The 12,896-nt window shown below is 58.7% G+C and carries 9 protein-coding genes; 5 read left to right on the top strand and 4 right to left on the bottom strand.

Annotated elements, in window-relative coordinates:
• Positions 1-32 precede the first annotated feature (32 nt).
• Positions 33-956 carry an alpha/beta hydrolase gene (locus ACWPM9_RS07630; RefSeq protein WP_484757284.1) on the bottom strand — a complete coding sequence of 308 codons (924 nt, stop codon included), beginning with the start codon at positions 954-956 and terminating at the stop codon, positions 33-35.
• A 122-nt stretch (positions 957-1,078) separates the two neighbouring features.
• Positions 1,079-4,855 carry a methionine synthase gene (gene metH, locus ACWPM9_RS07625; RefSeq protein ID WP_484757283.1) on the bottom strand — a complete coding sequence of 1,259 codons (3,777 nt, stop codon included), beginning with the start codon at positions 4,853-4,855 and terminating at the stop codon, positions 1,079-1,081.
• A gap of 180 nt (positions 4,856-5,035) precedes the next feature.
• Between metH and ACWPM9_RS07620 the strand changes: the two genes are divergently transcribed.
• Positions 5,036-6,292 carry an AGE family epimerase/isomerase gene (locus tag ACWPM9_RS07620; RefSeq protein ID WP_484757282.1) on the top strand — a complete coding sequence of 419 codons (1,257 nt, stop codon included), beginning with the start codon at positions 5,036-5,038 and terminating at the stop codon, positions 6,290-6,292.
• A 39-nt stretch (positions 6,293-6,331) separates the two neighbouring features.
• Here ACWPM9_RS07620 and ACWPM9_RS07615 read toward each other — a convergent pair whose 3' ends face one another.
• Complete coding sequence (locus ACWPM9_RS07615; RefSeq protein WP_428187235.1) at positions 6,332-6,811, bottom strand: hypothetical protein; 480 nt, start codon at positions 6,809-6,811, stop codon at positions 6,332-6,334.
• A 209-nt stretch (positions 6,812-7,020) separates the two neighbouring features.
• Positions 7,021-8,844: a methyl-accepting chemotaxis protein gene (locus ACWPM9_RS07610; protein WP_484757281.1), complete on the bottom strand. Its 1,824-nt coding sequence runs from the start codon at positions 8,842-8,844 to the stop codon at positions 7,021-7,023.
• Between the two features lie 555 nt (positions 8,845-9,399).
• On the opposite strand from ACWPM9_RS07610, the gene ACWPM9_RS07605 reads away from it, so the two are divergent.
• The 4 genes from ACWPM9_RS07605 to ACWPM9_RS07590 are packed head-to-tail and all read left to right on the top strand — an operon-like array spanning position 9,400 to position 12,885.
• Positions 9,400-10,536: a transporter substrate-binding protein gene (locus ACWPM9_RS07605; protein WP_428187237.1), complete on the top strand. Its 1,137-nt coding sequence runs from the start codon at positions 9,400-9,402 to the stop codon at positions 10,534-10,536.
• Complete coding sequence (locus tag ACWPM9_RS07600) at positions 10,533-11,117, top strand: ANTAR domain-containing response regulator (RefSeq protein WP_428187238.1); 585 nt, start codon at positions 10,533-10,535, stop codon at positions 11,115-11,117. The genes ACWPM9_RS07605 and ACWPM9_RS07600 overlap by 4 nt, the downstream gene beginning before the upstream one ends.
• The gene (locus ACWPM9_RS07595) at positions 11,117-11,965 is read left to right on the top strand and encodes an ABC transporter permease (protein WP_428187239.1); all 849 of its coding nucleotides are present in this window, start codon (positions 11,117-11,119) and stop codon (positions 11,963-11,965) included. Before ACWPM9_RS07600 ends, ACWPM9_RS07595 begins: the two co-directional genes overlap by 1 nt.
• The gene (locus ACWPM9_RS07590; protein ID WP_484757280.1) at positions 11,965-12,885 is read left to right on the top strand and encodes an ABC transporter permease; all 921 of its coding nucleotides are present in this window, start codon (positions 11,965-11,967) and stop codon (positions 12,883-12,885) included. The genes ACWPM9_RS07595 and ACWPM9_RS07590 overlap by 1 nt, the downstream gene beginning before the upstream one ends.
• Positions 12,886-12,896: the final 11 nt, after the last annotated feature.

Raw genomic sequence — 12,896 nt, 5'->3', positions numbered from 1 at the left:
TGCCTGCAGCAGCCGATAGCGACCGCAGTCATTCAGGCCGTCGCGCCAGAAAAATGCGAAACCGCTCTGCACAGCGCTTCAAAGCCTGTCCTGGCACCGTCACTCATATGGCGCGCGCGAAGCCAGGCGTGCACCATCTGCGGTTCTTCGCGAAACCAGACCTCGATACCAGCCTCGGCCAGCCGGGCGGCATACTGGCGACCGTCGTCCCGCAGCGGATCGAAATGCGCAACGGTGATAAAGGCAGGCGGCAGATCCGAGAGGTCCTCCAGCAAGAGCGGATGAGCGACGGCTTCATCTGCCGGGGCCTGCAAGACCTCGCGGTAGTATTTCACGTCAGCCGTTGTCAGCCCCGGAGCTTGTGCCATCTCCACATAGGAGCCCACCTCCAGATCACCCCCGAGCGCTGGATAGATGAGCACCTGTCCGCGGAGGCGACCGGCCAGTCCGCTACGCGCCGCGCGCACGCAAAGCCCGGCCGCCAGATTGCCGCCGGCGCTATCTCCGATCACGACGACGTCATGGCCCTGATCCAGCAACGTGGTCAGAACGGTATAGGCATCGTCAGTCTGGGCCGGCCAAACATGTTCCGGCGCAAGGCGATAATCGACCGCCGTCAATTCGGCCCCAACGGCATCGGCAATCTCCGCGCAGATCGCGTGATGGCTCTCCAGCGAGCCCACGACGAAACCGCCGCCGTGGATATAGAGCAAATGCGTATTGGTTTTGATCCGTGTCGGGCGATAGCGGCGCACCGGAACCCGACCGTCTGCCAGACTGTCATCGGTCAGCATGCCATCCGGAAGCGCCGGTGCAAATTGCGCACAAAGCGCATTATACCATTCCCGCTGCTGCTCGATCGATGCATCCACGGCATCCGCCGGATAAAAGGCATTGCTCTTTTCCAGAAAAGCCAGAATTCCTGCTTCACCGGGCATCGGAAAACCCTTGGTCATTTGGTCAAAAATCCTGTTTCGCCAGCACCCTGATCGAGATCAGGCAGACCCGTTAATCTCCCTGATTTCAGAGACATAAAACCATTTCTGGAATCAGATTGCCAACCTCTTGAATCAAACTCTCAGGCAGCATCATCCATGCTGTCGGCAGGCTTCACCGGCACATAGTTCAGGACCGTTGCGAGCCACCGTTCGGCCTCGCCAAGTGCCATACCCTTGCGCTTAGCATAGTCCGCCACCTGATCCCGTTCGACCTTGGCCACGCCAAAATAATAGCTCTCGGGATGACCGATATAGAGACCGGATACGGAAGAACCGGGCCACATGGCCATGCTTTCGGTGAGCGTGACACCCGTTGCCTTTTCCGCATCGAGCAGCTTGAACAGTGTCGGCTTTTCAGTGTGGTCGGGCTGTGCCGGATAGCCAGGTGCCGGACGGATACCGGCATAGGTTTCGGCCAGGAGTTCGTCGCTCGTCAACGTTTCGTCCGGCGCATAGCCCCAGAATTCCTGACGCACGCGCTGGTGCAGACGCTCGGCAAAGGCTTCGGCAAAACGGTCCGCCAGCGCCTTCACCAGGATCGACGAATAGTCGTCATTGGCGCGTTCGAAGCGTTCGGCGATGGCAATTTCTTCAAAGCCGGCTGTCACGACAAAGGCCCCCACATAGTCCTCGACGCCGCTCGCCTCAGGCGCAACGAAGTCCGACAGCGCCACATTGGGCCGACCGTCGCGTTTCGACAACTGCTGGCGCAGTGTGTAGAGCATGGCAAGCTCATCGCCGCGGGCATCGTCCTTGTAGAGGCGGATATCGTCGCCAACGGCATTGGCCGGCCAGAAACCGATCACGCCGCGCGGGCGGAACCATTTCTCGTCGATGATCTTCTTGAGCATCTCCTGCGCATCGGCAAACAGCTGCCGCGCGGCCTCACCCTGCTTCGCATCCTCCAGGATCATCGGATAGCGCCCCTTCAGCTCCCAGGTCTGGAAGAAGGGCGTCCAGTCGATATAATCGGCAAGCTCTGCCAGATCGTAATGGTCGAAACTTTTGGTGCCAAGAAAGCTCGGCTTGACCGGCTTGTAGCCCGTCCAGTCAATTTTAAGCGCATTCTCGCGGGCACGCGGCAACGGGAGGCGCTGCTTTTCGGCCTCGGCCCGCGCATGGGCCTCAGCCACCTTCGTGTATTCCGCCTTGATCTTTTCGACGTAAGGTCCCTTTTGCTCGGGCGAGAGCAGCGCGGAGACAACACCGACAGCGCGGCTGGCATCGGTCACATACACCGCCTGCCCGCGCTCATATTGGGGGCTGACCTTCACGGCCGTGTGCACACGGCTGGTGGTGGCACCTCCGATCAGCAACGGCACATCGAAACCCTGCTTTTCCATTTCCGACGCCACATAGACCATCTCGTCGAGCGATGGCGTGATCAGACCGGAGAGACCGATGATATCGACCTTCTCCTTGATCGCCGTCTCGAAAATCTTGGCAGCCGGCACCATCACGCCAAGATCGATGATCTCGTAATTGTTGCAGGCCAGCACAACGCCGACAATGTTCTTGCCGATATCGTGGACATCGCCCTTCACGGTCGCAAGCAACACCTTGCCAGCCGTCTCGCGCTCGCCATTGCCGCCATTGGCAAGCTTTTCCGCTTCCATATAAGGCAGAAGGACAGCAACAGCCTGCTTCATCACACGGGCAGACTTGACCACTTGCGGCAGGAACATCTTGCCCGAGCCGAACAGATCGCCAACGACATTCATGCCGGCCATCAACGGACCTTCGATCACATGCAAGGGGCGCTCGACGCTCTGGCGCGCTTCTTCGGTATCGGCATCGATATATTCGGTAATGCCATTGACCAGCGCATGCTCAAGACGTTTTTCGACCGACCATTCACGCCAGGTCAGATCCTGTTTCTTGGCTTCCTTACCGCCTGCTCCGCGAAACTGTTCGGCAATCTCCAGAAGTCGTTCGGTCGCATCATCGCGGCGGTTCAGCACCACGTCTTCGCAGGCCTCCCGCAGTTTCGGCTCAATGCTTTCATAGACCGCCAGCTGACCGGCATTGACGATGCCCATATCCATGCCGACCTGGATCGCATGATAGAGAAACACGGCATGCATGGCCTCGCGAACCGGCTCATTGCCGCGGAAAGAGAAGGACAGGTTCGAAACGCCACCGGAAATATGAACCAGCGGCATTTTCTCGCGGATCGTCCGCGTGGCCTCGATAAAGTCCTGGCCGTAATTATTGTGCTCTTCGATACCCGTGGCGACCGCAAAGATATTGGGGTCGAAAATAATGTCTTCCGGCGGGAACCCGGCAATTTCAGTCAGGATCTTGTAGGCACGCTCGCAGATCTCGACCTTGCGCTTGTAGGTATCCGCCTGCCCCTGCTCATCGAACGCCATGACGACGACAGCGGCACCGTAATTGCGGATCAGCTTGGCCTGGGCGATGAAGTTCTCCTCGCCCTCCTTGAGCGAGATCGAATTCACGACCGCCTTGCCTTGCACGCATTTCAAACCGGCTTCGATGATCGAGAACTTCGATGAATCGAGCATGATCGGCACGCGTGCGATATCCGGCTCGGCAGCAATCAGATTGAGAAACTCGACCATTGCCTTTTCGCTGTCGATCAAGCCTTCATCCATATTGATGTCGATGATCTGCGCGCCGTTTTCCACCTGATCGCGCGCCACGACCAGCGCTGCCGCATAGTCACCCGCAGTGATCAGCTTGCGGAACTTGGCAGAGCCGGTGACATTGGTGCGCTCGCCCACGTTGACGAATGGAATGTCCTTGGTCAGCACGAAGGGCTCGAGGCCCGAAAGCGACATGAAAGGCTTGTGCTCAGGCACCAGACGCGGCTTGTGCTGCGAAACGGCATCGGCAATCGCCCGGATATGCTCCGGCGTGGAGCCGCAACAGCCGCCGACTACATTGACGAGACCTTCCTTCGCAAAACCCTCGATCTGGCGCGCCATCATCTCGGGGCTCTCGTCATACTGGCCAAACTCGTTGGGCAGGCCTGCATTGGGATAGGCGCAGATGAACGTGTCAGCAACGCCCGACAATTCCTGCAGATGCGGACGCATGGCATCGGCACCAAGAGCGCAGTTCAGCCCGATGGTAAAGGGGTTGGAATGGCGCACCGAATACCAGAATGCCGACGGCGTCTGGCCGGACAACGTGCGGCCGGAAAGGTCTGTAATCGTGCCCGACACCATGACAGGAAGACGGATGCCCTTCTCGGCGAAGCGCTCCTCGCAGGCAAAGATCGCTGCCTTGGCGTTCAGCGTGTCGAAGATCGTCTCAATCAAAATGAGATCGGCCCCGCCATCGATCAGACCATCGATCTGCTCGCCATAGGCAATGCGCAGATCGTCAAACGAAACAGCACGGTAGCCCGGATTGTTGACGTCGGGCGACATGGATGCGGTGCGGTTGGTCGGCCCGATGGCGCCGGCGACGAAACGGCGGCGCCCATCTTCGCGCTCCGCACGGATCGCAGCCCGGCGCACCACCTTCGCACCCTCGAAATTGAGATCGTAAACCGCACCTTCCATCTGATAATCCGCCTGCGCAATGCGCGTGGACGAGAAGGTATTGGTTTCCAGAATGTCGGCACCCGCCATGGCATAGCGGTAATGGATTTCCTCAATTGCATCCGGCTGCGAGAGGATCAGGAGATCGTTATTGCCCTGCTGGTGACAGGCACAACCTAAAAAGCGCTCGCCCCTAAACTGCTCCTCATCGAAGCCTAGACCCTGGATCTGGGTGCCCATGGCACCGTCCAGCACGAGAATTCGCTCACGCGCAGCCTTGGCCAGGGCTTCTGCCACTTCCGCGCCATCCCGTTTCGCGCCCTCAGGGCCGAAAAGATTGTCAAGCATACGCGAACTCCCTTGTCTTCATTGCGACACATCGTGAAGTCACATAAAGATATCTTTATGTCAACAACTGTTTGCCAAAACTGGCAATTCGGCGACCTTTGCTAAAGCCGTTCGCCGTGACATTTGCCCACTCCCCCGATATAGCTCTTGCAACACTCGAAATGCCCCAAGGGAGGAACCATGTCGGAGAAAACCCCATCCAGCGCACTTGCAGAAAACTGGAGCGGCCGCCCCTATCACCGCCAATGGTTGAACGCACAGGCGACGGATCTGTTTCGCTTCTTCCAGTTTGCAGCGATCAATCCCAAGGGCGGATTCTACGATCTTGACCGGCATGGAAAGCCCCTTTCCACAGACAATCCTGTCCGCGGCATCCATATGGCCGCCCGCATGGTCCACTGCTTTGCCATTGGCGACCTTCTCGGCCTGCCGGGTTCCCGGGATGTAATCGACCACGGCATGGACTTCCTCTGGAACCGCCATCGCGACATGGACAATGGCGGCTATGCCTGGCAGGCGGATGATAACGGTGCGGTCGATACATCCAAACAAGGCTATGGCCACGCCTTCGTCTTGCTTGCTGCATCCTCGGCAAAAACTGTCGGCCATCCCCTCGCCGACCAGATGCTCGCCGACATCACCGAAATCCTGGAAACCAAATTCTGGGACAAGGAACACGGTGCCATTGCCGAGGAGTTTTCAGCCGACTGGACACCGGTGCCAGGCTATCGTGGCCAGAACTCCAATATGCACCTGACCGAAGCCCTGATGGCCGCCTTCGAAGCGACCGGAGAACACCAGTACCTCGACAAGGCTGAGAGCATTGCCGATCTTCTGATCCGCCGCAAGGCAACGGAATGCAGCTACCGGGTGCCGGAACATTTCGACGAGAACTGGAGCGTGGATGAGAACTACTACCACGAAAACGAGATGTTCCGCCCCGCCGGCACCACGCCCGGCCATTGGCTCGAGTGGTCTCGCCTGGTGCTCCAGCTCTGGGTGCTTGGTGGCAAGAAACATGACTGGATGCCGGAAGCCGCCCGCGGCCTGTTCTTCCAGTCTATGAAACTTGGCTGGGACAACAGCCATGGCGGTTTCTTCTATACGCTGGATTGGGAGAACCGGCCGGACAAGCGCTTCAAGCTGTGGTGGCCGCTTTGCGAAGGGGCAGCCGCTGCCCATTTCCTCAATGAGCACTCGCCCAGCGCTTTTCACGAAGAGAGCTATCGTCAGATCTGGGGCTTCATCAATCGCTATAGTCTCGACCATCCGCTGGGCGGTTGGCATGAGGAACTGACGGAAGACCTGAAACCCTCAAACACGCTCTTCCCCGGCAAGGGCGATATCTACCACGCCCTTCAGGCTTGCCTGATCCCGCTTTATCCGGCGACCGGCAGCCTGACCAAGGTGATTGCCGAAACCGGCGGACGTCTTTAAGCAGCTGTCACACGGCGGCTCGTTTTTCTTGCCGCCGTGTCAGTTGTCGGACTGGACTTCGCCCTTTTTCGGCTTGCCCTTAAGGCGAAAAGCCGCAGAAAAGCGTGTTCCCTTGGAAAATTGACCCGAACATTGAATGGTATCGGCGCCACGCGGCCCATTGCGAACGGCGCAATGACCGCTTGCCGCCAGAACATTGGGAGACCCATTGGCAGCGCCTGCGTTGATCACGACACGATCGATGTCGAATCCCTGAGCACGATTGGAGCGATCCACACCGCTGAATGTCAGAATACGGCTGCCGGTCAGCATGAAGTAGAACCCCACACGACCATCCGAATAGGCACTGCGACCGATGGTGGCCAGACAGCTCGCCGTCAGATCATCGCCGCCAAGTTCAACCCGAAGGCATGTGCCCTCCAGAGCATTGAAATCCGGTTGTCCGGCCGCCTCAACGTCAGCAGCAACGCCAAGGACGGTCACTGCAAAAGCAACGAGCCAAACCCACCGACATGTCATCAAAGCACCTTCCTCACAGAATGACCGCTGAGAACGATGCCTGCCGCGACCGTGAGCTTATGTAGACGATTTGCAGAACGGTCAGCAAGACCACCGACACCGGCAAGGACGCGGGATAACAGTCAGTATGGACAAGAGACGACAAGACGCGACTGCGCGACGGAACTGAGTTTCAGTCCGCCGCGCAGTCTTCAGTCGTTTACGGGCTCTTAGAACTCTTCCCAATCATTCTGCTTGAGCGCGGTATTTCCCACAGCCATTGGCGCTGGACGCGGGGCTGCCGGCTTCGCCAGCGGTGCGTGGCTTTCAGCAGGGGCTCTCGCAGCGGGCAAAGGTGCCGGGCGCACGGCGGGAGGCGCGCTTCCCGGCAGGCGCACACCGGCACGGCGATTGAGTTTGAAGCTCTGGACGAGCGTGGCCAGATGAGCGGCCCCGCCGGACAGCGCCTCACTGACCGCAGACATACTGGACACCATCGAGGCGTTCTGCTGCGTCATCTGGTCAAGCGAGTTCACCGCCGAGTTGATTTCCAGAAGGCTGGTCGACTGTTCGGAGGCTGCCGTAGCAATCGCCTGCACGTTACTGTCGATAGACTGGACGAAATCCTCGATCTTGGTCAGTGCCTTGCCAGTCTCGCCGACAAGACGCACCCCTTCCGTCACTTCCTTGCCGGAATTGGCAATGAGATCGGAAATCTCCTTCGCAGCCTTGGCAGAGCGCTGGGCCAGTTCGCGAACTTCCTGCGCCACAACCGCAAAGCCCTTGCCGCTTTCGCCCGCTCTGGCGGCCTCAACGCCGGCATTCAGCGCCAGAAGATTGGTCTGGAAGGCAATCTCGTCGATCACACCGATAATATTGGAGATCTCTTTAGAAGCCGATTCGATGCGGCTCATGGCATCGACGGTGGCCTTGACGACCCCAACGGATGCAGTCGCCGCCTCACGCGCATCTCCCACCAAACGACGGGTTTCCGTCGTCCGGGAACTGGAATCGCGAACGGTGACCGTAATCTGCTCCAACGCTGCCGACGTCTCTTCCAGTGCTGCTGCCTGTTGCTCGGAGCGATGTGCAAGACTTCCAGAGCTTTCCTTCATCTCGGAACTCTTCGACGAAAGCGAATTCGTCTCGTGAAGCACTTCCTCAAGAGTTTCCTGGAAGCGCCCGATCGAGACATTGAAATCGTTTCGCAAATGTTCGAACTCGGGAACAAAGGGCTCGTCGATTGTGATGCGTATATTACAATCGGCGAGTCGCCCGAGGCCAGCACCGACTTCCTGTATCGCCTTCACCCGTCCAGTGACGTCCGTGGCGAACTTCACCACCTTGACGACTTTGCCCTCATCGTCGAGGATCGGATTATAGGTTGCCTGGATATAGACCGGCGCACCATCCTTGCCGATCCGCTTGAACTCGTCGCTGGCGTATTTTCCAGTGTTCAGGCTTCGCCAGAACTCCTGATAGGCAGGAGACCGCACCTCTTCGGCATCGCAGAATATCGAGTGATGCTTGCCGACGATGTCCGACAGTGTGTAGCCAAGAACCGACAGAAAATTCTCGTTGGCCGTCAGAATTTCACCTTCCGGCGTGAATTCGATGATGGCTTGCGCGCGCGAGAGCGCTTCGAGCTTTCCATTGCTATCGATTTCCTTCTGTTTCAACTCGGTGATATCAGTCGCGAGCTTGACAACCTTGTAGACTTTTCCGCCACGCATCACCGGATTATAGGACGCTTCGATCCAGATTATGTCGCCGGTCTTGGTGACGCGCTTGTACTGGCGGCGGTCGAATTTGCCCTTGGCAAGACTGGTCCAGAAGTCTGCATATTCCGGTGAAGACACTTCTTGTGGTGTCAGGAACATCCGGTGATGCTTGCCGACAATTTCGGAGAGCTCATAGCCGAGCGCCTTGCAGAAATTCTCGTTGGCAGTCAGAATCGTGCCGTCAGGTGTAAACTCGATGATCGCCTGCGAACGGTTAAAGGCAGCCATCATCGCCTTTTCGTCGCTTGCAAATCCGGGGATGTGTATCGACATGCGCCAGAATCCTAATAGATGAGATACCGGAATCTAGCTTAGTAAACACTAATACAATCTTTACGCGGGAACAAAAATTGATGGCACGGAAATTCTCTTGACACCCCCACAGGAACCGGCCCGAAACCGGACCGACATGCGCCAAAAGAAGCATACGAATCAATGACAATGCAGCGTTAAGGCGCATCATTGCCGGAAAACGGGATAGAGCCAAAAATCGCAAAGGTTGCATTAGATCTACTGGATTTGCATACGGTGCCAAGCAATATTCTAACTGTCTCCGCAGCTTTCACTGCCAGATCGGCGCGATGTCATCTGCAATGCGAGCTTTGGGCAGCGCATCGGATTTCAGTCGGTGACGCCCCACCATCCGCCTCTCTCAATTTTCGCAGCGCCGCTTGACAAACACCCGATGACCATATTTTAATCATGCACACCATCTGAGCATTTGGCTTGGATTTCTCACATCGGCGACATCCGTCAACGGGCAACACCGCCCACAACGCCCCGAGCTCCGGGATCCGCGTTGTGGGATTTTTTGCGTTTGGAATTCCCATGCGAAGCACTGTCAGGATCGGCATACTCTATTCCACCACGGGGCCCTATGGAGCCATGGGGCGGGATGCCATGGCGGGCGCGGAATTTGCCTTTCACGAATATGCAAAGGCCGGCGGCACTGGCGTAGAACCGGTCTTCTTCGACCCGCATGCCGATCTGTCTGCCTATCTGGACGGTGCACGCCGCATGATCCGCGAAAACGGCTGCCGCCAGATCGTCGGGACCATCACCTCGGCTGCCCGCAAGGAAGTCTTGCCGCTCGTGGAAAAGCATGACGGCCTGCTCTGGTACATGTGCCCCTATGAGGGCTTCGAGGCCAATGAGAACACCATCTATATCGGCGGCTGCCCGAACCAGCACCTGATCCCCCTGTTTGAGCACCTGATCCCCCGTTATGGCGCCCGGCCTTATCTGGTCGGGGCCAATTATGTCTGGGGCTGGGAAATGAACCGGCTGGCACGCGAACTGATTTCCAATGCCGGGGGCACCGTTCTGGGTGAACGTTACCTTCCTTTCGAGGAGACAGCGGTAGATCGCCTGATTGCCGATATCGAAGAGAAAAAACCAAGCTTCGTGCTCAACAATCTCATCGGTCCTGCAAGCTATGCCTTTCTGGAAGCCATGCGAGCGCTCGGGGAGCGAAATCCCGCCTTCCTGCCCGGCAATTGCCCGGTGGCAAGTTGCGACCTGCAGGAATCGGAACTCGACGAAGTGGCCGATGGCGCAGCAACAGGCCAGCTCTGTGCAGCCTCGTATTTCGACACGCTGGAAAGTCCTGAAAACCGCAATTTCAAGCAACGCCTCGCCGCCTTTCGCCCCGGCATCACTCGCGTCTCCAGCATGTTTGCGAGCGCCTATACCGCGGTCACCATGTGCATCGGCGCGCTCGAGGCAAGCGGCAATGACGATCCGGCGGACGTGCGTCGGCAGGTTCTGTCGCGATCATGGCCGGGCCTGTTCGGCGACATGGTGGTCGATCCCGACACCAATCATGCAGCCCTGCCCTTCCTGCTGGGGCGTATCAACGCCGAACGCGGCTTTGACGTTATCGCCTCGCGCCCGCCGCTTGCAGCCGATCCCTATCTGACCGGCATCGGCAACAGAAGCGAGCCATGGCTAAGGGTGGTCTCATGATATCCAAGACACCCAACTTTACCGGATGGCGCGCTGTGATCCTGGCGCAGGAAGACGGAAATACCGAACGCTTGCGGCGTCAGTTGACCCTGCTTGGCGTCGCCTCGTCACTGCAATGGCTGCCCCTTGCCGAAACTGACCTGCCCGATCTCGTCATCGTCGATGCCGACCGGGGCTGGGACGAGCTTCTGCCCTGGCCGGAGCGCAAGCCCGCTCGACCTGTCTCGGCACTGCTGGGCTCTGAAGCGCCCGGACGTCTCGCCTGGGCCATTGGCTGCGGAGCAAGCTCCATCATTCCAAAGCCGGTCTCGGCCGCGACCATCTATCCGGCACTCGTTCTCGCCGTCACGTCCCATGGACAGCGCATGGAAGAGGAGGCCCGCATTGCAAGGCTGGAAGAGCGGCTGCGGCTGCGGCCCGTCGTCTATGCAGCGATTAACCGTCTGAAGAGTGAGCGCCAACTCGACGACGAACAGGCCTATGCCGCCCTCCGGGATAACGCCATGCAGCGTCGCATGCCGATTGAACAACTCGCCGCCCTCTTCATCGGTGGCTCAGAACCCTTGAGGGAAGTCAGCTGATGCGTGTGCTCAGAGAAATTGCCCGCCAACCAGCCGCTTTGTTCGGCTTTGCCATCGTCCTCATCGTTCTGATCGCGGCAATCGGAGCACCGCTGTTCGCCCCCTACAATCCCGACGCACAGATGTTCGACGGGTTGACGCTGGAAGGCGCTCCCATTCCGCCGAGCGACCAGTTTCTGCTGGGCACCGACACGCTTGGCCGTGATCTGTTGTCGCGTCTGCTGTTCGGCGCCAGAACCTCGCTGATCATCGGCCTCGTTGCCAATGGCATTGCCGTGGCAATAGGCCTATTTGTCGGCATCACCGCCGGCTACATGCGCGGCTGGGCCGGCAATCTGATGATGCGCTTCACCGATCTGATGATGGCCTTCCCCGCCCTGCTGCTCGCGATCGTTCTGGCAGCTCTGCTGAAACCCAGCCTGTGGATCGTTGCCATGGTCATCGCGCTGGTCAACTGGGTTCAGGTTGCGCGCATCGTCTATACCGAGACCCGTGGGCTGGTGGCACGCGACTTCATCCTCGCCGAGCGCTCGCTGGGTGCCGGACATGCCCGCATCCTGTTTCTCCATATCCTGCCGCATCTGGTGCCAACCGCGATTGTCTGGGGCACGCTCGGCATTGCCACCACGGTTCTGCTCGAAGCAACGCTGTCCTTCCTCGGCGTCGGCGTCCAGCCGCCCGATCCATCATGGGGCAATATCATCTTCGAAAGTCAGAGTTATTTCACCGTCGCGCCTTGGCTGGTCTTCTTCCCCGGCGTCCTGATCCTTCTGACAGCACTCGCCTTCAACCTGGTCGGTGACGCCCTTCGCGACATCCTTGACCCGACCCAGCGAGGCAGAGGCTGATGATATCCGTTCTCGCAAAGCGTCTGGTTCAAGCAACCCTCATCCTGTTTGGCGTCGCCGCTGTCACCTTCGTGCTGCTCTATGCCCTGCCGGCCGATCCGGCGCGCATGATTGCCGGGCGCAGCGCCACAGCGCAGACGGTTGCCAATATCCGCCATGAACTTGGCCTCGACCAACCGCTGTTCCTGCAGTTCTTCCATTATGTCAGTGGTCTGGTTCAGGGCGATCTCGGTCGCTCCTATGCCCAGAAGACTGAAGTTTCGACCTTGATTGCCGCACGGCTCCCCGCCACCCTGACATTGATGGCTGCAGGCATATTTCTGGAAGTGGTCTTCGGCATCCTTCTTGGCTCTATTGCGGCCCTGAACCGCGGCGGCCTCATCGACCGCACCGTCATGATGTCGGCCTTTGTCGGCGTGTCAGCGCCGCAATTCGTGGTCGCCCTTCTGCTGCTCTATGTCTTTGCCGCCATGCTCGGCTGGTTCCCGATGTCCGGTTATGGAACGCCGGCCCATGTGGTGCTTCCGGCCTGCACATTGGCGCTCCTGGGTGCCGGTTGGTACGCCCGTATCGTGCGCTCGGCCATGATCGACGTGCTGAACCAGGATTATGTCCGCACTGCCCGCGCCAAGGGCCTGTCCGCGACCCGCGTGATCCTGCGTCATGTGCTGCCCAATGCCATGCTGCCAGTCATTGCCATGATCGGCATCGATATCGGCCAGTTCATGGGCGGTGTGGTTGTGGTTGAAGCCGTCTACGGCTGGCCGGGCATCGGCCAACTCGCCTGGCAGGCAATCCAGCAGGTCGACATTCCCATCATCATGGGCGTCACGCTCACTTCCGCCCTTGCCATCATCATCGGCAACCTTCTCGCCGATCTCATTGCGCCGGCCATAGACCCGCGTATCCGTTCCAACTGAAGCCCAAACGA

The sequence above is a fragment of the Agrobacterium sp. H141 genome, assembly GCF_057158725.1.
The sequence above is the reverse complement of the archived record's forward strand: the minus strand, read 5'-3'. Positions and strand labels throughout refer to the sequence as shown.